The sequence below is a fragment of the Streptomyces sp. G-G2 genome, assembly GCF_030063135.1.
Lineage (GTDB): Bacteria > Actinomycetota > Actinomycetes > Streptomycetales > Streptomycetaceae > Streptomyces.
Genome location: NZ_JASISO010000035.1, coordinates 63,059 through 83,288 on the forward strand (window position 1 = coordinate 63,059; position 20,230 = coordinate 83,288).

Annotated in this window: 24 protein-coding genes; 8 read left to right on the plus strand and 16 right to left on the minus strand. The window is 71.3% G+C overall.

Annotated elements, in window-relative coordinates:
* Positions 1–90: 90 nt before the first annotated feature.
* A complete protein-coding gene (locus tag QMF80_RS25765) occupies positions 91–882 on the minus strand; it encodes a glycerophosphodiester phosphodiesterase (protein WP_283457206.1) in 792 nt (263 codons plus the stop codon).
* A gap of 107 nt (positions 883–989) precedes the next feature.
* Between QMF80_RS25765 and QMF80_RS25770 the strand changes: the two genes are divergently transcribed.
* Positions 990–1,427, plus strand: coding sequence for a hypothetical protein (locus tag QMF80_RS25770; protein WP_283457208.1), 438 nt, complete (start codon positions 990–992; stop codon positions 1,425–1,427).
* Here the strand turns inward: QMF80_RS25770 and QMF80_RS25775 are convergent.
* The gene (locus QMF80_RS25775; RefSeq protein ID WP_283457210.1) at positions 1,390–3,057 is read right to left on the minus strand and encodes a fumarate hydratase; all 1,668 of its coding nucleotides are present in this window, start codon (positions 3,055–3,057) and stop codon (positions 1,390–1,392) included. The two genes, QMF80_RS25770 and QMF80_RS25775, sit on opposite strands and share 38 nt — an antisense overlap.
* Positions 3,058–3,203: 146 nt before the next feature.
* Between QMF80_RS25775 and QMF80_RS25780 the strand changes: the two genes are divergently transcribed.
* Both QMF80_RS25780 and QMF80_RS25785 read left to right on the plus strand, forming a co-directional pair.
* Entirely contained in the window at positions 3,204–3,893 is a 690-nt protein-coding gene (locus QMF80_RS25780) for a DUF1707 SHOCT-like domain-containing protein (protein WP_283457212.1), read from the plus strand.
* Positions 3,894–4,085: 192 nt separating this feature from the next.
* Positions 4,086–4,472, plus strand: a complete 387-nt coding sequence (locus QMF80_RS25785; protein WP_283457214.1) for a WhiB family transcriptional regulator — start codon at positions 4,086–4,088, stop codon at positions 4,470–4,472.
* Between the two features lie 124 nt (positions 4,473–4,596).
* Here the strand turns inward: QMF80_RS25785 and glpX are convergent, their stop codons facing one another.
* A complete protein-coding gene (gene glpX, locus QMF80_RS25790; protein WP_283457216.1) occupies positions 4,597–5,628 on the minus strand; it encodes a class II fructose-bisphosphatase in 1,032 nt (343 codons plus the stop codon).
* 225 nt (positions 5,629–5,853) lie between these two features.
* On the opposite strand from glpX, the gene QMF80_RS25795 reads away from it, so the two are divergent.
* Positions 5,854–6,372, plus strand: coding sequence for a DUF4245 domain-containing protein (locus tag QMF80_RS25795; protein WP_283457261.1), 519 nt, complete (start codon positions 5,854–5,856; stop codon positions 6,370–6,372).
* Between the two features lie 108 nt (positions 6,373–6,480).
* Here the strand turns inward: QMF80_RS25795 and QMF80_RS25800 are convergent, their stop codons facing one another.
* From QMF80_RS25800 to QMF80_RS25815, 4 genes are all read right to left on the minus strand, one after another.
* Entirely contained in the window at positions 6,481–7,071 is a 591-nt protein-coding gene (locus tag QMF80_RS25800) for a malonic semialdehyde reductase (protein ID WP_283457218.1), read from the minus strand.
* A gap of 122 nt (positions 7,072–7,193) precedes the next feature.
* Positions 7,194–7,430 (minus strand): exodeoxyribonuclease VII small subunit, encoded by a 237-nt coding sequence (locus QMF80_RS25805; protein ID WP_283457220.1) that lies wholly within the window; start codon positions 7,428–7,430, stop codon positions 7,194–7,196.
* 101 nt (positions 7,431–7,531) lie between these two features.
* Entirely contained in the window at positions 7,532–8,752 is a 1,221-nt protein-coding gene (gene xseA / locus QMF80_RS25810; protein ID WP_283457222.1) for an exodeoxyribonuclease VII large subunit, read from the minus strand.
* A 9-nt stretch (positions 8,753–8,761) separates the two neighbouring features.
* Entirely contained in the window at positions 8,762–10,183 is a 1,422-nt protein-coding gene (locus QMF80_RS25815) for an APC family permease (RefSeq protein ID WP_283457223.1), read from the minus strand.
* Positions 10,184–10,269: 86 nt separating this feature from the next.
* Here QMF80_RS25815 and QMF80_RS25820 point away from each other — a divergent pair, with 86 nt between their 5' ends.
* Both QMF80_RS25820 and ppgK read left to right on the plus strand, forming a co-directional pair.
* Positions 10,270–11,265, plus strand: a complete 996-nt coding sequence (locus QMF80_RS25820; protein WP_502962915.1) for a 4-hydroxy-3-methylbut-2-enyl diphosphate reductase — start codon at positions 10,270–10,272, stop codon at positions 11,263–11,265.
* Between the two features lie 73 nt (positions 11,266–11,338).
* Entirely contained in the window at positions 11,339–12,082 is a 744-nt protein-coding gene (gene ppgK / locus QMF80_RS25825) for a polyphosphate--glucose phosphotransferase (protein ID WP_283457227.1), read from the plus strand.
* A 15-nt stretch (positions 12,083–12,097) separates the two neighbouring features.
* Here ppgK and QMF80_RS25830 read toward each other — a convergent pair whose 3' ends face one another.
* Positions 12,098–12,601: a DUF6542 domain-containing protein gene (locus tag QMF80_RS25830; RefSeq protein WP_349372238.1), complete on the minus strand. Its 504-nt coding sequence runs from the start codon at positions 12,599–12,601 to the stop codon at positions 12,098–12,100.
* Between the two features lie 147 nt (positions 12,602–12,748).
* Here QMF80_RS25830 and ychF point away from each other — a divergent pair, with 147 nt between their 5' ends.
* Positions 12,749–13,837, plus strand: coding sequence for a redox-regulated ATPase YchF (ychF, locus tag QMF80_RS25835; protein WP_283457265.1), 1,089 nt, complete (start codon positions 12,749–12,751; stop codon positions 13,835–13,837).
* A 133-nt stretch (positions 13,838–13,970) separates the two neighbouring features.
* Here ychF and QMF80_RS25840 read toward each other — a convergent pair whose 3' ends face one another.
* The 3 genes from QMF80_RS25840 to QMF80_RS25850 all read right to left on the minus strand — a co-directional run bounded on the left by QMF80_RS25840 (position 13,971) and on the right by QMF80_RS25850 (position 15,383).
* Positions 13,971–14,234: a type II toxin-antitoxin system RelE family toxin gene (locus tag QMF80_RS25840; protein ID WP_283457229.1), complete on the minus strand. Its 264-nt coding sequence runs from the start codon at positions 14,232–14,234 to the stop codon at positions 13,971–13,973.
* Positions 14,227–14,496, minus strand: a complete 270-nt coding sequence (locus QMF80_RS25845; RefSeq protein ID WP_283457232.1) for a type II toxin-antitoxin system Phd/YefM family antitoxin — start codon at positions 14,494–14,496, stop codon at positions 14,227–14,229. The genes QMF80_RS25840 and QMF80_RS25845 overlap by 8 nt, the downstream gene beginning before the upstream one ends.
* 305 nt (positions 14,497–14,801) lie before the next feature.
* A complete protein-coding gene (locus QMF80_RS25850) occupies positions 14,802–15,383 on the minus strand; it encodes a Uma2 family endonuclease (protein WP_283457234.1) in 582 nt (193 codons plus the stop codon).
* 108 nt (positions 15,384–15,491) lie between these two features.
* Here QMF80_RS25850 and QMF80_RS25855 point away from each other — a divergent pair, with 108 nt between their 5' ends.
* Complete coding sequence (locus QMF80_RS25855) at positions 15,492–15,788, plus strand: DUF8453 domain-containing protein (protein ID WP_283457236.1); 297 nt, start codon at positions 15,492–15,494, stop codon at positions 15,786–15,788.
* Here the strand turns inward: QMF80_RS25855 and QMF80_RS25860 are convergent.
* The 5 genes from QMF80_RS25860 to QMF80_RS25880 form a co-directional block, all read right to left on the minus strand.
* Positions 15,785–15,958, minus strand: coding sequence for a hypothetical protein (locus tag QMF80_RS25860; protein WP_283457269.1), 174 nt, complete (start codon positions 15,956–15,958; stop codon positions 15,785–15,787). The genes QMF80_RS25855 and QMF80_RS25860 overlap by 4 nt on opposite strands.
* Before the next feature lie 176 nt (positions 15,959–16,134).
* Positions 16,135–16,737 (minus strand): hypothetical protein, encoded by a 603-nt coding sequence (locus QMF80_RS25865; protein WP_283457239.1) that lies wholly within the window; start codon positions 16,735–16,737, stop codon positions 16,135–16,137.
* Between the two features lie 110 nt (positions 16,738–16,847).
* Positions 16,848–19,382: a class IV lanthionine synthetase LanL gene (gene lanL, locus QMF80_RS25870; protein ID WP_283457241.1), complete on the minus strand. Its 2,535-nt coding sequence runs from the start codon at positions 19,380–19,382 to the stop codon at positions 16,848–16,850.
* A gap of 89 nt (positions 19,383–19,471) precedes the next feature.
* On the minus strand, positions 19,472–19,654 hold the full coding sequence (locus QMF80_RS25875) for an SflA family class IV lanthipeptide (RefSeq protein ID WP_283457243.1): 183 nt from the start codon (positions 19,652–19,654) through the stop codon (positions 19,472–19,474).
* A 246-nt stretch (positions 19,655–19,900) separates the two neighbouring features.
* Positions 19,901–20,170: a hypothetical protein gene (locus QMF80_RS25880; protein WP_283457245.1), complete on the minus strand. Its 270-nt coding sequence runs from the start codon at positions 20,168–20,170 to the stop codon at positions 19,901–19,903.
* Positions 20,171–20,230 lie beyond the last annotated feature (60 nt).

Consider the following 20,230-nt stretch of genomic DNA (forward strand, 5'->3'; position numbering starts at 1 on the left):
CCAGCACCCCCCGCACCCCCACCCGGCCGGCGCACCCCGGCCGGGTCCCTTCCCCGTCGCCGTCGCCGGTAGCCCGTCGCCCGTCGCCGGTCAGCAGGCGTCGAGCTGGTCGCGGACCTGGCGGGGGCGGTTGGTGATGATCGTGTCCACACCGAGGCGCAGGCACAGGTCCACGTCCTCGGGTTCGTCGACCGTCCAGACCCGCACGCCCAGCCCGGCCGCCTTGAGCCGGGCGACGATCCGCGGGTCCCGGCGCACCAGCTCGATCCCGGGCCCGGCGTGCCCGACCCGGTGCGGCAGCCGCAGCGGACCGCGCCGTTCCAGTAGCTGTACGGTCTCCAGGGCGGGCGCGAGCCGGTGCGTACGGGCCAGCGCGCCGCGGGAGAAGCTCATCACCTCGACCCGGTGGCCGCCTTCGCCGGGTCCGTCCGCGAGCCCGTACTCCGCGAGCACCCGCACCAGCTCGGCCTCCACCCGGCCGCCCGCCCGGGCCGGATGCTTGGTCTCGACGGCCAGCCCCACCGGCCGGGGCGCCCGGAGCACCTCGCGCACCAGGTCCTCGAAGTACAGCACCCGGGCGCCGCTGTGCTCGGGCCCCTTCCAGCCGCCGAAGTCCAGTCCGGCGAGCCGCTCGTAGGTCATCGCGGACACGGCCCCGCGCCCGTCGGAGGTCCGGTCGACCCGGCGGTCGTGCACGCACACGAGCCGCCCGTCGGCGGTGAGCCGCACATCGCACTCCAGCGCGTCCGCGCCGTCGACGACGGCCTGCCGGTAGGCGGCGAGCGTGTGCTCCGGGTACCGCTCGGAGGCCCCCCGATGGGCGACGACCCGGATCGCGCGGGCGGCGGGGGCGGAAGCGGGGAGGTAGGACGCCTGAGTCATGACCCAAACCCTGCCAAAGCCGGGTGAACACAAGGTTCCGTCCCTGTGTCCACCCCCGCATCAGAAAAGAAAATGCGCCCCGCCCCCGGCCCGGGCAGGGTCCTCCCATGAGCCGATGTCCGCACGACCCGGCGGCGCCGCCCGGGACGGTCGCCTTCGGGCCGTGCGAGCCCTGCGGGCACTGCGCGTTCTCGGCGCGCCAGTGGGTCGCCGACGGCCGACTGCGCTGGGCGTCCCGCCGGGACTGCGGCGCCTGCGCGTACGGGGGCGCCGAGGGCGGCGCCGGCCCCGCTCCCGCCCACGTGCGGGCGTACGTGCTGCGGCGCGAGGGGGCCGTCGTCGTGAACCCCGGCGGCCGGGGCGCCGCGGGCCTGCGGGAGTTCCGGGAGTTGCTCGGGCTCGGGCACGGGGAGTTGTGCGGCGCCGTCCGCGACGGCTACCGGGCCACTCCCGCGGAGGCCCGGCTGGTCGCGGCCGCCGGATGGCCGCCGCGACCGCCGGGGGAGGTCAGGCCAGACCCGGCCCGCGGACCGGGATGTGGGTGAACGTCGGCTCCGGGGCCGGGTTCTGGAAGAAGTCGTTGCCCTTGTCGTCGACCACGATGAAGGCCGGGAAGTCCTCGACCTCGATCTTCCAGACCGCCTCCATGCCCAGCTCCTCGTACTCCAGGACCTCGACCTTCTTGATGCAGTCCTGCGCGAGCCGGGCCGCCGGGCCGCCGATCGAGCCGAGGTAGAAACCGCCGTGCGAAGCGCACGCGTCGGTCACCTGCTGCGAGCGGTTGCCCTTGGCCAGCATGACCTTGGAGCCGCCCGCCGCCTGGAACTGCTCGACGTAGGAGTCCATGCGCCCGGCCGTGGTCGGGCCGAAGGAACCGGAGGCGTACCCCTCGGGGGTCTTCGCGGGACCGGCGTAGTAGACCGGGTGGTCCTTCAGGTACTGCGGCATCCGCGCGCCCGAGTCCAGCAGCTCCTTGATCTTGGCGTGCGCGATGTCGCGCGCCACGACCAGCGGGCCGGTCAGCGACAGCCGGGTCTTGACCGGGTGCTCGCTCAGGGTCGCCAGGATCTCGTCCATGGGCCGGTTCAGGTCGATGGAGACGACGTCGGCCGAGTCGTTCAGGTGCTCGTCGGTGGTCTCCGGCAGGAACCGCGCCGGGTCCCGCTCCAGCTGCTCCAGGAACACGCCCTCGGCGGTGATCTTCGCGGTGGCCTGGCGGTCGGCCGAGCAGGACACGGCGATCGCGACGGGCAGCGAGGCGCCGTGGCGGGGGAGGCGGACGACGCGCACGTCGTGGCAGAAGTACTTGCCGCCGAACTGCGCGCCGATGCCGATCCTCTGCGTCAGCTCGAAGACCTGCTGTTCCAGCGCCTCGTCACGGAAGCCGTGACCCAGCGGGGAACCCTCGGTCGGCAGCTCGTCCAGGTAGTGCGCGGAGGCGTACTTCGCGGTCTTGAGCGCGTGCTCCGCAGAGGTGCCGCCGACCACGATCGCCAGGTGGTAGGGCGGGCAGGCCGCGGTGCCCAGCGAGCGGATCTTCTCCTCCAGGAACTTCATCATGGAGGCCTCGTTGAGGACCGCCTTGGTCTCCTGGTAGAGGAAGGACTTGTTGGCCGAGCCGCCGCCCTTGGCCATGAAGAGGAACTTGTAGGCGCCGCCGTCGGTCGCGTACAGCTCGATCTGCGCGGGCAGGTTCGAGCCGGTGTTCTTCTCGTCCCACATCGTCAGCGGGGCCATCTGCGAGTACCGCAGGTTCAGCCGGGTGTAGGCGTCGTAGATGCCGTGCGAGAGCGCCGCCTCGTCGCCGCCCTCGGTCAGTACGTTCTGGCCGCGCTTGCCCATCACGATCGCCGTGCCGGTGTCCTGGCACATCGGCAGCACGCCCGCCGCCGCGATGTTCGCGTTCTTCAGCAGGTCGAGGGCGACGAACTTGTCGTTCGCCGAGGCCTCGGGGTCGTCGATGATGCGGCGCAGCTGCGCGAGGTGCGCGGGGCGCAGGAAGTGCTGGATGTCGTGGATGGCCGCTTCGGCGAGCGTGCGCAGCGCCTCGGGCTCGACCTTGAGGAACGTACGGCCGTCGGCCTCGAAGGTGGAGACGCCCTCCGCGGTCACCAGCCGGTAGGGGGTGGTGTCCTCGCCCAGGGGCAGCAGGTCGGTGTACGCGAACTCCGGCATTGTGGCCAATCCTCACTCGGCAGACAGCGCTGACGTCCAATTGGCAGCGCGGTTCACCAGCGTAGGACCTCTTCCGCCCGCTCTGTCTGTGAGGTAAGGCTCACTCGGCAGTATCGCGATCTATCGTGTCTCGCTATGCTGGGGGCGTGGACCTCGAAAAGCACCCTGCCGCGCCCGCGCCCGCAGCCGAATCCGCGCCCGTCGCGCTGCGCGCCTCCGACGCCGACCGTGACCGCATCGCGCAGATCATCAGCCACGCCCTCGCCGAGGGACGGCTGACCGCCGAGGAGCACTCGGAGCGCCTCGACACCCTCTACGCCGTCAGGACGGTGGGCGAGCTGGACGTGCTGGTCCAGGACCTCCCGGCAGCCCCCGGCGCCGCCTACGCCCCGGCTCCCGCGGCCGCCCCCGCCCACCCGGTGGCGGGCCCGCCCGCCGGGGGGTACGCGGAGAACGTGGTGGCGGTCTTCAGCAGCTCCGCCCGCAAGGGCCGCTGGCGCCCGGCCGCCCACACCCGGGCCGTCTCGGTCTTCGGTGACATCACCATCGACCTCACCGAAGCCGTCTTCGAGCAGCAGGTCACCGAGATCAACGTGACGTGCGTGCTCGGCAACGTCGAGGTGTTCGTCCCGGAGAACGTCACCCTGCGCGGTTACGGCAGCGGGGTCCTCGGCAACTTCGAGGTCCATGACGAGGGGGAGTCCACCACCGACCCACAGGCCCCCGTCGTGATCGTCCGCGGCTTCACGGTCCTGGGCAACATCGAGGCGCGCAGGAAGTTCGGCGCCCGCCTCGTCGACCTCGCCGACCGGTTCCGCAAGCGCCTGAACGGCTAGCGCTGGCGCCCGGCGCCACTTCTCCCGCGCGCCCTGGGCCGCCGTCCCGGCCGAATGGTTCCGGTTCTCTCCCGCATACGGCGGATTCCGGTCGAACTTCCCCCGGATGGCACAGGGTGCATAGGGGCGCGTACAGCGGGTAGGGACAGGTGCATCGTCTCTCGCTCGCGAATACGTCGTCAGGAGTAGACCGTGCAGCATCCGCCGCATCAGTCCCTGCAGGTAGCCACCGTGCAGAGCGTTCGGGCCATCCCGAGCCCACGGACGCCCGCGAGGGAAGAGGACGGCCCATGGCACGCGGAGGCGGTGTGCCGCAGGGATGAGGCGGGCCTCTTCTTCGCCCCCTCCAAAGAACCGACCGCCGCCCGGCTGGCCCGTGAGGAGGCGGCCAAGCGCGTCTGCGCCCGCTGCCCCGTGATGGTCGCCTGCCGGGAGCACGCCCTGCTCCAGCCCGAGCCGTACGGCGTGTGGGGCGGGCTCACCGCCGCCGAGCGCCGGGTGGTGCTGGCCCGGCGCAGGCGCCGCGCCGCCGAACTGCACCAGGGCCCGGGGGCCGAGCCGATCGCCGCCGCGGGCTGATTCACGTACGTACGACGCCCGTACCGCTTGCGTTCCGCTTACCGGCCGCCATGGTGCGCCGGTACACGCGAGGGGCGGTCCTGCCGCACGCAGGACCGCCCCTCGCGTCGTGCCGTCGTACGTCCTACTGCGCGCGGTCGAAGTCGATCGCGCTGTACGCCCGCAGCTTCGACAGGCGGTGGGTGGAGTCGATCTGCCGGATCGTGCCCGACTTGGAGCGCATGACCAGCGACGAGGTGGTCGCCGTCTCCGAGCGGTAGTGGACGCCGCGCAGCAGCTCGCCGTCGGTGATGCCGGTGGCGACGAAGAAGACGTTGTCGCCGGAGACCAGGTCGTCGGTGTGCAGGACCCGGTCCAGGTCGTGGCCCGCGTCGATGGCCTTCTGGCGCTCGGCCTCGTCCTTGGGCCACAGCTTGCCCTGGATGGTGCCGCCGAGGCACTTGATCGCGCAGGCGGAGATGATGCCCTCGGGGGTGCCGCCGATGCCGAGCAGCAGGTCCACGCCGGTGCCCTCGCGCACCGCCATGACCGAGCCCGCGACGTCGCCGTCCGAGATGAACTTGATCCGGGCGCCGGTCTCGCGGATCTCCTTGACGATGCCCTCGTGGCGGGGGCGGTCCAGGATCACGACGGTGACGTCCTCGACGGCCATGTTCTTGGCCTTGGCGACCCGGCGGATGTTCACCGAGGCGGGGGCGTTGATGTCGACGAAGTCGGCGGCCTCGGGGCCGGTGACCAGCTTCTCCATGTAGAACACCGCGGACGGGTCGAACATGGTGCCGCGGTCGGCGGCGGCCAGGACGGCGATCGCGTTCGGCATGCCCTTGGCGTTCAGGGTGGTGCCGTCGATCGGGTCGACCGCGATGTCGACCTCGGCGCCGGTGCCGTCGCCGACCCGCTCGCCGTTGAAGAGCATGGGGGCTTCGTCCTTCTCCCCCTCGCCGATGACGACGACGCCGTTCATCGAGACGGTGGAGATCAGGGTGCGCATGGCGTTGACCGCGGCGCCGTCGGCGCCGAGCTTGTCGCCGCGCCCGACCCAGCGGCCCGCGGCCATGGCGGCGGCCTCGGTGACCCGGACGAGTTCCATGGCGAGGTTGCGGTCGGGGGCCTCCGGAGAGACTTCGAGCTGGGGCGGCAGGTTGTGCTCGGTCATCGGAGCGCACCTTTCTGTACGGCGACGGCCGGAAGTGAGGGTGTAAGAACTCTATCGGTACGTCGATAAATTGAGCAGGGCGGGTCACGTATGAGCGGTATATCGGTCATGGAGTTGGCCTGAGCGGACACTCCGGCTCCGCTCGGGGCCCGCGCCGCACCCCGTCCGGGTGACCCCTGGCGATGATCGCGGCCGGGCATGCGGGACGATGGTGCCGTGGCAGGTATGAAAGGCAAGCAGACGATCTGGGACATGGTCCGGTCGCTGGCGATCATCGGTGTGGTAGCCGGAGGGATCTACCTCGCTGTCCCGCACGACGACAAGGCCGATCCGACGCACGTCGTCGACTACCGGATCGAGACCCTCACGGCCCGCCGCGCGGCCCCGTACCCGGTGGCCGCGCCCGTCGGTCTCCAGAAGGAGTGGCGCGCGACCTCGGTGACCTACGACCGCAAGCTCTCCAACGCCTGGCACCTGGGCTTCCTCGACCCGCGCGCGCAGTACGCCGCGTTGGAGCAGTCGAGCGACACCTCGGCCGCGTACCTCGGGAAGGTCACCCAGCACGCGAAGCCCACGGGGCAGACGCAGCGGGTCGGCGAGCTGACCTGGGAGCGCTGGGACGGGCCGAAGTACGACGCCCTGGTGCGCCAGGAGCAGGGCTACGTGACCGTGGTGACCGGCACCGGCTCCTTCGAGGAGCTGGGCGAGCTGGCGGCGGCGCTGGAGTTCAAGCAGGGCGCCTGACGTCCGGCTCCGGCGCCCGGCTCCGGCGCCCGGCACGACGAAGAGGCCGCCCGCCCCGGGGGAACCGGGGTGGGCGGCCTCTTTCGCGTCAGTCGTCCCGCGCGGGGCTCAGACGGTGGTGATGACCTGGTCGAACTCCAGGCGCGGGGAGCGCGGGTACCAGGCGTTCTCGCCCGGCTTGCCGATGTTGATGACCATCAGCGGGGTGTGGTCGTCGTCCAGGAACTCCTTCTGGACACCGGCGAAGTCCAGGCCCGTCATCGGACCGGCGGCCAGACCGGCGGCGCGGATGCCGACGATGAAGTACGCGGCCTGGAGGGCGGAGTTCATCAGCGCGGACTGCTCGCGGACCGGACGCTCACTGAAGAAGAGGTCCTTGGCCTGCGGGAAGCCGGGGAGCAGGGCGGGCAGCTCCTCGTGGAACTCGTTGTCCGCGGAGAGGATCGCGACCAGCGGGGCGGCCAGGGTCTTGGGCTGGTTGCCCGAGGCCATGTGCTTCACCAGGCGCTCGCGGGCCTCGGGGGAGCGGACCAGCGTGATGCGCAGCGGGGTCTGGTTGAAGGCCGTCGGGCCGTACTTGACGAGGTCGTAGATCGCCTGGACCTGCTCGTCGGTCACCGGCTCGTCGGAGAACGAGTTGGCGGTGCGGGCCTCGCGGAACAGGAGGTCCTGGGCGGCGGAGTCAAGAACGAGGGACATCGCGAAAGCCTTCTTCCATACGGTGGTGAAGCGATGACCCGACACTACGCCGAAGAAATTTAAATTTCAACTACCTGGGTGTCCGTCGTGACCGGCCTCACGATCCGGGGCCCTGCCGCGGGCTATTCGCCCTGCTCAGCCGCGTCGCCCGAGCCGCCGTCCCGCCCCGCGAGGGCCGAGTCCAGCCGGGCGCGGGCGCCCTCCAGCCAGTTCCGGCAGACCTTCGCCAGCTCCTCGCCGCGCTCCCAGAGCGCCAGCGACTCCTCCAGGGACGTGCCGCCCGCCTCCAGCTTGCGCACGACCTCGATGAGCTCGTCCCGCGCCTGCTCGTACCCCAGCGCCGTACCGGTCTCCGTCATTCCCCGCTCCGATCGTATATGTGCAATGCAATGAAATTGTTGCGCGCGTATGTCGCCGCCCGGGGAGGGTGCCGCCCGGGGACGCACCCGCGGATACGGCGCTACTCCTCCTCGGAGCCGGTGACCCGTACGGCGAACTCGCCCTCCGCGACCCGCGCCCGCAGCACCTCGTCCGCCCCCAGCCCCTCCGCCGAACGCACCACGTGCCCGTCCGCCCGCTGGAGCACCGCGTACCCGCGCTCCAGGGTCGCCGCCGGGGACAGCGCCACCACCCGGGCGCGGGTGTGCGACAGCTCCGACTCGGCCCGGTCCAGCAGGTGGCCCAGGGTCCGCCGGGCCCGCGCGAGCAGCGCGTCCAGCTCGGCCTCCCGGGTCTCCACCATCCGCTGGGGATGGACGAACACCGGGCGGGCCAGGGCGTGCGCGAGCCCCCGCTCCTCCCGGTCCAGCAGGCCCCGCACCGCGCGCAGCCCCCGGGACTGCAGCTGGCGTACCCGCTCCAGCTCCTCGCCGACGTCCGGGACCACCTTCTTCGCGGCGTCCGTGGGCGTGGACGCCCGGACGTCCGCGACCAGGTCCAGCAGCGGGGAGTCCGGCTCGTGCCCGATCGCCGAGACCACCGGGGTGCGGGCCGCCGCCACCGTCCGTACGACCTCCTCGTCGGAGAACGGCAGCAGGTCCTCCACGCTGCCGCCGCCGCGCGCCACGATGATCACGTCCACCCCGGGCAGCGCGTCCAGCTCCTTGACCGCCTGGATCACCTGGGGCACCGCGTGCACCCCCTGCACCGCGACGTTGCGCACCTCGAAGCGGACGGCGGGCCAGCGGCGCCGCGCGTTCTCCAGCACGTCCCGCTCGGCCGCCGAGGCCCGCCCCACCACCAGCCCGATCAGCTGCGGCAGGAACGGCAGCGGCTTCTTGCGGTCCAGCGCGAACAGGCCCTCCGCGGCCAGCGACCGCTTGAGCTTCTCCAGCCGCGCGAGCAGCTCGCCGATGCCCACCGGCCGTATCTCGGTGGCCCGCAGGGACAGCTGCCCGCGCGGCGCGTACCACTCGGGCTTGGCCAGTACGACGACCCGCGCGCCCTCCGACACGGAGTCCGCGACCTCGTCGAACACCTGCCGGAAGCAGGTCACGCTCAGCGAGATGTCGTGCGACGGGTCGCGCAGGGTCAGGAACACCACCCCGGCCCCCGGCCGCCGCGAGAGCTGGGTGATCTGCCCCTCCACCCACACCTGGCCGAGGCGGTCGATCCAGCCCCCGATCAGCCGGGACACCTGGCCGACGGGCAGTGGCGTCTCCGGCGATGAATTAAGACCCATGCACGCAGGCTAACGGCCGGGACCGACAGCGTCCGCGGGTCCGCCGGGTCCGCCGTCCGCGCGCCGCCCCCGCTGCGCCACCAGCACCGCCAGCCCCACCGCCAGCCACAGCGCGCCCACCCACTGGGCCGTGTGCGAGGCCTCGACGATCACCGCGATGGTGACCGCCGCGCCCAGCACCGGGACCACCAGGTGCTTCCACCAGTCCGGGGCCCCCTCGCCGCGGCGTACGACGAACCAGCCGACCACGGAGGCGTGCAGCAGGGTGAACGCCACCAGCGCCCCGATGTCCACCACGGACACCAGGTGGTCGAGCCCGTCGTCGCGCCGGGCCGCCCACACCGCCGCGACCAGGGTCACCGTCGCCGCGACCAGCAGCGCCGGGCGCGGCGTACCGCTCCAGGTCCGCGCGAGGACCTGCGGCAGCCGCCGGTCCCGGGCCATCGCGAACAGCAGCCGCCCGGCCGCCGCCTGCCCGGCCAGCGCGGCGAAGGCCGCCCCGATCGCCTTGCTGGCCGCGACCAGGTCGTGCAGCCACGGCCCGACGGCGGATTCGACCGTGGTGTAGAAGGCCGGGCCCTGGAGCCCCGGATCGGCCGCCAGCTCGGCGGCGGTCACGGGGGTCAGCAGCGCCGCCAGATAGGTCTGCGCGATGAAGAGCACCCCGGTCAGCGCCAGGCAGAACAGCACCGCCCGCGCCACCTTCGCGCTGCCGCCCGTCACCTCCTCGGCGAACGAGGCGATCGCGTCGAAGCCCAGGTACGACAGGACCGCCACCGACACCGCGCCCAGCACGGCGCCCAGCGAGAAGCCGAGCGAACCGTCCCCGGTCAGCGGCGAGAGCCAGCCGCGCCGGGCCCCGTCCTGCACGAGTACGGTCACGGCCGCGACCACGAACACCAGCAGGACCACGATCTCCAGCGCCAGCACCGCGAAGCCCACCCGGGCCGCCGCCCGTACGCCCCACAGGTTCAGCAGGGTGGTGATCACCACGGCCAGCGCGGTCCACACCCAGCGCGAGACCTCCGGCACCAGCGCGTGCATGGCGATCCCGGAGAACAGGTACGCCACCGCCGGGATCAGCAGGTAGTCCAGCATCGCCATCCACCCGGCGATCAGCCCGGGCCCCTCGCCCAGGCCCTTGCGGGCGTACGTGAAGACCGAGCCCGCCTGCGGCGCGACCCGGACCATCTGGGCGTAGGAGAAGGCGGTGAAGGCCATCGCGACGGTGGCGGCCAGGTACACCAGGGCCACGGCGCCGTGCGACTTCGCGTCGAGGGTGCCGAAGATGCCGACCGGGGCCATGGGCGCGATGAACAGCAGCCCGTAGACGACCAGGTCGCGGAAGCCGAGGCTGCGCCGCAGCCCCCCTCCGGGTGCGGAACCGGGAGGCCGCGCGGCCTCCGTACCGGGGTCCGTATCGGCCGCCATCCGCCCTCCGAGCGATGTAGTGGACACGCTTTCGGTCCAGTCTCTGCCGAACGGGCGACATCCGGCCTGTTGGACACCCCCGTACGATGGATCTCATGACTGCTGCCGCTACCCGCCGTGTCCTGCTCGCCGCCCCGCGCGGCTACTGCGCGGGCGTCGACCGAGCCGTGATCGCTGTCGAGAAGGCTCTCGAGCAGTACGGTGCACCGGTCTACGTCCGCCACGAGATCGTCCACAACAAGTACGTCGTCCAGACGCTGGAGAAGAAGGGGGCCATCTTCGTCGAACGGACGGAGGAGGTGCCCGAGGGCTCCATCGTGATGTTCTCGGCCCACGGCGTGGCCCCGGTCGTCCACGAGGAGGCCGCCCAGCGCAAGCTCGCGACGATCGACGCGACCTGCCCGCTGGTGACGAAGGTGCACAAGGAAGCCGTCCGCTACGCGAACGAGGACTTCGACATCCTCCTCATCGGCCACGAGGGCCACGAGGAGGTCATCGGCACCTCCGGCGAGGCCCCGGACCACATCACGATTGTCGACGGCCCCGAGGACGTCGCCAAGGTCACCGTCCGCGACGAGTCCAAGGTGGTCTGGCTCTCGCAGACCACACTCTCCGTCGACGAGACGATGGAGACGGTCGACGCGCTGAAGACCAAGTTCCCGCTGCTGGTCTCGCCGCCGAGCGACGACATCTGCTACGCCACCTCGAACCGGCAGGCCGCAGTCAAGGTGATGGGCGCCGACTCCGACCTGGTCATCGTCGTCGGTTCCAAGAACTCCTCGAACTCCATCCGGCTGGTCGAGGTCGCCCTCGACGCGGGCGCGCGCGCCGCGCACCTCGTGGACTTCGCGAGCGAGATCGACGAGGCCTGGCTGGAGGGCGTCACCACGGTCGGCCTGACCTCGGGCGCCTCCGTGCCGGAGGTGCTGGTCGAGCAGGTGCTGGAATGGCTGGGTGAGCGCGGTTACGCGGACGTGGAGATCGTCAAGACGGCCGAGGAGTCGATCGTCTTCTCGCTGCCCAAGGAACTGCGCCGCGACCTGCGCGCCGAAGCGGCCGGGCTGACCGCGGGGACGTCCTGATCGCCAGGAGTCCTGAGCGCCGGGAAGCCCTGACCGCCGAGAAGTCGGGCGCTTCGTTTCGTACGGTGGGTCCATGCAGATCATGGGTGTGGACATCGGCGGTTCGGGGATTAAGGGCGCTCCCGTGGACCTGGACCGCGGCGACCTGACGCAGGAGCGGCACAAAGTACTGACGCCACATCCGGCCACCCCCGAGGCGGTGGCCGGATGCGTCGCCGAGGTGGTCCGGAACTTCGACTGGACCGGCCCCGTCGGGATCACCTTCCCCGGGGTCGTCACGGGCGGTGTCACCCGCTCTGCGGCCAACGTCGACCCGGGGTGGGTCGGCCTGGACGCGGCGGGCCTGCTCTCCGAGCGCCTGGGCGGCCTGCCCGTCACCGTCCTGAACGACGCGGACGCGGCGGGCGTCGCGGAGATGACGTACGGAGCGGGCCGCGGCCGCGGCGGTACGGTCATCATGCTGACCCTCGGTACGGGCATCGGCAGCGCCCTGTTCACGGACGGGCACCTCGTCCCCAACAGTGAGCTGGGTCACCTGGAGCTGCGCGGCCACGACGCCGAGAGCAAGGCCTCGGTGAAGGCCAAGGAGGACGGCGACCTCAGCTGGGAGCGCTGGGCGCACCGGCTGGACAGGTACCTGGCCCACGTGGAGATGCTGTTCTCCCCGGACCTCTTCATCCTCGGCGGGGGCGTCAGCCGCAAGCCGGAGAAGTTCCTGCCGCTGCTGGAAGGCATCCGGGCCGAGATCGTCCCCGCGGAGCTGCAGAACAACGCGGGGATCGTGGGCGCGGCGATGGCGGCGCGCCCGGCGTCGTAGGGAGCGGACCGGCTTCTACGCGACGCGACGGGGCACGGTCCGGCGCCGCCCGATGAGCACCGCCTTGCGCACGACCGCGATCAGCGCGGCGATCAGGGTCCCGGCGTACAGCCACCCGGCGTGCAGGGACAGCGTCGTGACCACGCCCATCAGCTGGCCGCCCAAGCCGCCGGAGCCGCCCGCGATGGGCCAGACCCCGGTGGTGAAGGCGATGGGGGCGGAGATCGGCGCCGTGATCAGGTCGGCGGGGCGGACCCAGAGCGCGGTGGCGGCGGCGACCGGCATGAAGAGCAGCCCGTACCCGAGCATGGACGCGTCGAAGAGCAGCCAGTCGATCCCGGCGGCCAGCACCATCGCGGCGCAGGCGAACAGTCCGCCGCCGAGCCCGGTCAGCTTCGGCCGCGGCAGCCGCCGGGCCGCGGCGGGCCGGGGCCGGGGCCCGCTGCCGCCCCCCTGAGGGGGTACGGCGGCGCGCCGGGCCGCCACGGGCTGGCGCTGCGGGTGATAAGCCGATTTCAACCTGTCTCGCTCCACTGGACCAAGCTAGGCGGCGCGGCCCCGGATGGGTGCCTGGACACGCGTACATCGAGTGGTACCCGCCGGAAAGTAAACTGTCCGATGGCCCGTACCCGGGCCGCCCCCCTCCAGCTACGGGAAGTCGCCAACGTGTCGCTCACGATCGGAATCGTCGGCCTGCCGAATGTCGGCAAGTCGACCCTTTTCAACGCCCTGACCAAGAACGACGTGCTGGCGGCCAACTACCCGTTCGCCACCATCGAGCCGAACGTCGGCGTCGTCGGCGTTCCGGACGCCCGCCTCGCCGTCCTCGCGGGCATCTTCGGCTCCCAGAAGGTCCTCCCGGCGACCGTCGACTTCGTCGACATCGCGGGCATCGTGCGCGGCGCCTCGGAGGGCGAGGGCCTCGGCAACAAGTTCCTCGCGAACATCCGTGAGTCCGACGCGATCTGCCAGGTCATCCGCGCCTTCAAGGACGAGAACGTCGTCCACGTCGACGGCAAGGTCTCGCCGAAGGACGACATCGAGACGATCAACACGGAGCTGATCCTCGCGGACCTCCAGTCGATCGAGAAGGCGGTGCCCCGCCTGACCAAGGAGTCCCGCCTCCAGAAGGAGAAGGTCGCGGTCCTCGCGGCCGTCGAGAAGGCCCAGAAGCTCCTCGAAGCGGGCGACACGCTCTTCTCGCACGGCATCACCAAGGGCACCGAGCAGGGCGACCTCCTGCACGAGCTGCACCTGCTGACCACGAAGCCCTTCCTCTACGTCTTCAACGTCGACGAGGACGAGCTGACGGACGACGCCTTCAAGGACGCCCAGCGCGCCCTGGTGGCCCCGGCCGAGGCGATCTTCCTGAACGCCAAGCTGGAGCAGGAACTGATCGAGCTGGACGACGACGAGGCCCTCGAACTCCTCCAGTCGGTCGGCCAGGAGGAGCCCGGCATGGCCACCCTCGGCCGCGTCGGCTTCACGGTCCTGGGCCTCCAGACCTACCTGACGGCAGGCCCGAAGGAAACCCGCGCCTGGACCATCAAGAAGGGCGCCACGGCCCCCGAGGCGGCGGGCGTGATCCACACGGACTTCCAGCGCGGCTTCATCAAGGCCGAGGTCATCTCCTTCGCGGACCTGGTCGAATGCGGCTCGGTCGTCGAAGCCCGCGCCAAGGGCAAGGCCCGCATGGAGGGCAAGGACTACGTCATGCAGGACGGCGACGTGGTGGAGTTCCGCTTCAACGTGTAGCCAAGCGCTTACTTTACGCGATTTGATTGGTCAAGCGTGCAGGTCAGAAGGGGTCGGACTCTGCCGAGTCCGGCCCCTTCGTCGTCACCGTGCTGGATGGGTGCTGGATATTCTGATGTGGAGTCAGGGGTGCTCAGGTCTCGTAAACGGTGGACCGGTGTCCCACGTGAACGACCCAGACCATCAGCTCTCCGTTGTCGATCGTGTAGACGACGCGGTAGTCGCCGACGCGCAGCCGGCGCCGTTCGGGCTGGGATACAAGTGCGGTGGTGTTGAAGCCGAGAGGGTCCGTCTCCAGCTCGGTCAGCTTGGCCAGGATGCGCAGTGCCATGTCGCGGGGGATCTTCCGAAGCTCGGCCTGCGCCTCGGGGCGGAAGACGGTTCGGTACTCACTCACCGCGCGCCAGCGTCTCCCTCATGATGTCCTCGATCGGGATGCCGGGTGCGGGGTTGGCCATGCGCTCGTCGATGATCCGATTGATCTCGCGCTCTTCCCACTCCTGGTACTTGCGCAGCACCTCGATGGAGACGATGGCGGCGACTTCCTTGCCTCGGCGCGTGATCACTGTGGGCACGTCGTCGCGGTCTGCGCGCTCCACTACCTCCGACAAGTGTGCACGCACGTCGCGGATGGACTCTATGGGCAGTGGCTGCGTCATGCGCTCAAGGGTACCGAGTGTCCCATGCGTACACAATAGATGTGGTGGTGGTGGGCAGGTGTCGCCTCGACGCCCGCGTGCTGGATGTGCTGGATGAACGCGCACCGTGCTGGATCGGTGCTGGATGGGGGCTCCGGAAGTCGCGTTTTCGCAGGTCGGAGCCCTGTGTTGAACGTTCCGCTTCAACGTGTAGTCGCCTCATTACCGCATGTGAGGTAGCTGCGTCAAGCGTGCAGGTCAGAAGGGGTCGGACTCTGTCGAGTCCGACCCCTTCTGTATTGCCGTGCTGACTTGGTGCTGACTCGTCAGCCGCTTCGTGGCGGTGTGAGCTTGTCGAGATCGAGGCTGATCTCGAAGGGCACCGGGCGCTGGAGGGTGCCTCGGAAGATCCCGGCTGGCGCGTATGCGCCGGTGGGTTCGTCGAGTTCGTAGACGTGGACGACGGGTGAGCCGTCCTCGTCCTCGATGCACCAGTAGTGAGGGATGCCGGCCTCCGCGTACTTGCGGAGCTTTACTGTGCGATCGCGATGGGCGGACTCGGGTGACACGGCCTCCACGACGAGCTTCACGGCCTTCGGGGCGTACCACGTGCGGTCCGGGTCGTAGGGCAGGTCGGTCAGCAAGAGGTCCGGCTCCGGGCGGTTGCGGGCATCGAGGCGGATTGTCATCTCCCGCTCGACCTCGAAGCCGGTCGGCGCCTGCGCCATGAGCGTGGTGGTCAGGGCGGTGACGAGGCGGCCGTGCCAGGACCGCTGTGGCGACATCATGAAGATGAGGGCTCCGTCGATGAGCTCGGTGTGGCGTGGTGCCTCGGGGAGGCGGTCCAGGTCCTCCGCGAACCAGCCTTCCGCGCGCGGCGGGCGCATCCAGTCGGGCAGTGCGGTCATGGCTTCACCGTAGCGGCCCGTAGTTCAAGCTGGCGAGCCAACGATCCCGGCCGGAGGAATTTCGGCAACCTGCCACGCCATAAACCGGTCCCCACCTAGCATCCGGCCATGAGCGACGCATCGGTCCAGATCGCCACGGTGGTCATTTCCGTGGCAGCTCTCGTCTTCTCGACGACGGCCGCGTTTTGGGCCCTCGTCTACAACCGGCGCCAGGCGAGAGCAGTTGCCCGAGCCAACGCCCTCACGGAGAAGGCGCAACGCGAGCAGGCGGAGCCGTACGTCATCGTCGACATCAGGCCCCGTATCCCTGGGTCATCGTTGCTCGTGCTGGTGATTGAAAACATCGGTCAGACCTTGGCCCGCAATGTGTGCATCTCGGTGAGCCCTCCGCTGCAGACCACTTAGGAGGAGACCCCGTACGCCGTCGCCAGCACGCGGGCCGCGTCGGAGGTGGACTCGCCGTGGTTCTTGATGAAGTCGAGCGCGAGCTGCTCGACCGCGCTCTCGTTGCGAGGCTGGGCCTGATTGGCGTGACGTTTTCTCGCAGCTGGCGGGTGAAGGGATGTTGGGCGCATGACCGATAGCGGTGATGGGATTTCACAGCATATTCGTGAGGCTATGCCGTTCTCGCCGGCACCTCCTTCGGACACCGTGAGGTCGAAAGGAGTCGGCCGCTGTGGGAGCCGGCCCCCTTCGGCCTCGCGGTGCCGGTCTAGGGCCGGGCGCCGCGTCGCGGGGGAACCTCCGCGGGTCAGGGGCAGGGCTCTTCGAACTTGACCGCGGTGAACGCCAGGGGTTGGCCTGTCAGGGCGGTGCCGGGTTTGGGGGTCTGGGCGCAGACCTTCCAGTTCGAGTCCTGGAGCACCATGCGGCCCTGGGTCGCGTCCTTGACGGTCATGCTGGTGTTGGACGGCAGGGAACCGCGGACCGCTTTCACGGATTTGCCCGTGAAGTCCGGCATGACGCCGGCCGCTTGCGGTTCCGGGCCCTGGTCCTTGGTGGGGCAGGTTTCTTCGAGCTTCACGGCGCCGAAATCGAGGGTGGTCTCGGCGGGGACGGTCTGGCCGGCCGCCGGGGCCTGGGTGCAGACCTTCCAGTGCCGGTCCACGGCCTGGACGCGGCCGCGGCCGAGGGCGTCGTGGGAGGTCAGCGCGGGGAAGCCGGCCGCCTGTGACTCGTCCTGGGCGCTCTGGAGTCCCTTGCCGACGAGGTTGGGGACGGTGGCCGTCCTCGTCTTCGGGGTGGTCGGCCTGGGCGTGGCAGGTGTGGTGCCGGTGGGCGCCACGGTCTGACAGCCGGTGAGGGAGAGGAATGCCACGGCGCCGAGGGCCGCGAAGGTGCGATGTGTGCGCATCCGGACATGGTCGTCACGGGGCGCACCTAATGCGTGGGGAGTAACCGGTCTGTGATGTGTGGATGCCCGTGCCGTGTCAGGTCCTGCGGGGCGGGGCCGGGCCGGGACGGTCAGCCGATCAGGCCCAGTCGGGGGGTGGTTCGGGTGTGGAGGCGGCGGAGGAAGGAGAGGACGCCCGCGGAGCCGGTGGCCCAGGTGGCCGTGGGGGTGGTGAGGCCGGTGTCCGGGAAGGTGGGGCGGGAGCGGGGGCCGCCGCTGCGGGTCAGGATGATCAGCGCGATGGTTTCGGCGGCCCTCCGGAACTCCTCGGAGGCGGCGGCCGACGAGGCTCCGGCCAGGTCCAGCATCAGGTCGCCCACCCCGGACAGGCCGCAGCACTGGCCGACCAGCGGCATGCGTGGGGCCAGGGTGGCGCAGGTGCGGGCGCTGCGCTGGGCGAGGGTGAGGTACGCCGGTTCGCCCAGGCGGTCGGCGGCGCGGACCAGGACCGTCCCGATGCCGGCGAGGCCGCGGCACCACGAGCCGTAGCGGCGGGTCGCGCCCGGTGCCCGGGCCGCCGCGATGATGTCCGGGGTGACCGAGGCCAGGCGGGCGCAGGCCTCCTCGGCGGCGCGGACGGCCTCCGGGTCGCCCGTGGCGCTGCCGAATTCGAGCAGGAAGTACGCCACGCCCGCGCCGCCGTGCGCGAGGCCCTCGTCCAGCGCGGCGCTGCCGGTCGTACGGGCGCCCGCCGGGGTCAGCCGGGCCCGGCCGGACGTCAGCATCCGCTGGCACTCGGCGGCGACGGCCACGTGCGCGTCGGCGCCCGCCCCGTCGGCCGCGCCCCGGGCGAGCAGCAGTCTGCCGACGCCGATGCCCGCGACCCCCTCGATGAGGTCGGCTTCGGGCGGCCCGCCGTCCGGTGCCCGGGTCGGGAGGGCCGGTTGCGTCGGGTACGCCGGGGCGGGCGCCACTCCCGCCTCCGCCAGGAAGAGGTCCACCCCGGCGCGCCCCGCGTAGAAGCCCGGCGACAGGTTCCTGGACTGGTCCGCCGTCCACCGCGCCAGCGCGTCGACGGCCTCGGGCACACCGGGCCGGTGCGTGTGGTGGAGGAGTTCCAGACCCAGCCCGGAGCTTCCGCCGTAGACGTCGATCGGCGTGGGGACGGGCGAGCGGGCGGCCAGTTCCGGGTCGGCGATCCGGCGCGCCTCGGCCACGCAGTACTCCGCCGTGTGCGCGATGACCTCCTGGAGCAGGACGTCGTCCAGCCGGGGCCGGGGCCGGGGCAGCGGCCGGGGGAGCCGCCGCGATGCCGGGGACGGGTCCGGTGTCCCGGTACGGAGCCCGGCCGCGGCGGAGGTCCGCACGGCCGGGTCGAAGCTCATCAGGCCGCCGATCGCCGCCCGCAACCCCCCGTGGGCACGGCCCGGCAGTGCCCACGCCAGGCCCTCCAGGGTCCGGTCCCGGTTGATCGCGGCGTCGGTGCCAGCGCCGGTGCCAGCGCCCGTGCCCGTACCCGTGTCCACGATCACCGGGTCCAGGCCCGTGGCGGCGAAGCACAGGGTCGCGCCCAGCGCGTAGTAGTCGTCGGCGGGCGCGGCCGGACCGGTCGCCCGCAGCACCGGGGCGCTGTAGCCGGGGGTCGCGCCCCTCGGGCCGACGCCGTTCAGCTCGCTGATCCCGAAGTCGATCACGTGGCACAGGCCCGCGCCGTCGAGGACCACGTTGTTCGGCTTGAGGTCGCGGATGACCACGCCCCGCCCGTGGATCTCGTCCACGATGCGCAGCAGCCGGGTGGCCAGCTCGGGCAGGGCGTCAGGGGAACGCGGGGGACGGGCGTCGGCGTACGGGCCGTTCTCCTGGACGTCCCGGCGCAGGTCCCGGTCGCCGCAGTCGCTCATCACCAGGTACTCGTCGGGCTGGTGGCGGAAGTAGTCCAGCCCGCGGGGCACTCCGGTGACCGGGGCCAGGGCGGCGAGGATCCCGCGCTCGTTGCGCAGTCGGTCGCGGCTGTCCGTACCGGTCGGGTCCTCGGACACGAAGGCCCGTGCCTGCTTGACCACCACGGTCCGGCCGGAGGAACGGTCGAGCGCGCGGTAGACGTTGCCCTGCGGGGTGCGCACGATTCCGGCGGTGATCTCGTAGCGCCCGCCGCCGAGACCCCGGACGGACCGCCCGCCCGCGGGGCCGGTCCGGGCGGCAGCGGTCGGGAAGGGGTCCTCGGCCCAGGGCGGGCAGCGGTACGCGCCGACGGCGAGCCCGTCGAAGAGCTGGCCGTCGGGCCCGGTCATGACCGATTCGAGCCGCCCGCCGCGGCCGGTCCGGTACTCGCCGGTGAAGGGCCCGTAGCGGTAGTAGACGGGGGAGCGCGGGTCGATCCGCCGGTCGCTGACGACCTGCGGCCCCTCCCGGTCACGCAGCACGCCGACCAGCTCCGCGCCGATCTCCGCGACGGTGCCGGGCAGGGGGTACACCGTGATCGCCTTGCCCACGACGCCCGGGCCGCCCACCCCGGAATTGATGGCCCGCAGCGTTTCCGGATCCTTGGCGTACTTCGCGTGGCAGACGTGCCGCCGCAGTACCGGCAGGACGAGCGCGGTGACGGCCGCCAACTCGTCGGGGCGGGCCGAGAGGTGCAGTTTCCAGCCGTGGTCCACCGCCGGCATGCGCGGATCGGTCAGATATGTCCACGTCGCGTCGGACCATCCGTTCCGTGCGTCCCTTCCATCGCCGCCGGCGGTGGACCCGGCCACCGCTAGGAGTTGTTCTCGCAGGCGAAGCGGGTGGTGGCGGTGACCCACGGGTCGGCGAGACACGCCGTGGGTTCGAGGTCGGAGCGGTCGTCGTCCTCGAACACGATCGACTCCTCATCGACCTCCAGGGGGCCCGCGTCGCGGACTTCGTCGAGCTTCGGGAGCAACGGTGTGGCTGTGGGCATGTGACGCCTCCGTGTCGTGTCGCGCAATCCCTGATGGGCTGGATCCCGAAGGTAGGGAGATTCGAACGGCGTGCCAAGGGGTCAAACGCGCAGTTCCGGCCCGCCGCGGGCGCGGGGTGCGGCCGAGGGGGGAGACGGCGTCCTTGGTGGGATACGGGTCATTTTTTTGCCTGGATTTGAAACCTTGTGCGAGATTCGCGCATCAGGAGAAGAGGGATGCCAAGCCGTTCTGTCCAGCAGGGGCAGTCATGACCGTTCGGAGCGAAGTCCGTGCACCAGTACCCGCAGCGCCCGCGGCCCGACGACCAGCCGTACCAGGATCCGAGCGGTCATCAGGCACCGGACCACTCCGGTCGGTCCGGTCACTCGGGCCATTTCGGCCGCTCGGGTCACTCCGGCCGCTCCGATGACGCCGGCCATGCCGGTCAACCCCAGCCGTACGACCTCCAGCCCCAGCCGTACGACCTCCGGACCCCGTCGTACGAGGCCCGGCCCCACCCGTACGAGCCCCAGCACCAGCCCCCGCGGAGCCCTCCGACGCCGCCGTCCGGACCCTCGGGCGGCCGGGGGCGCGGC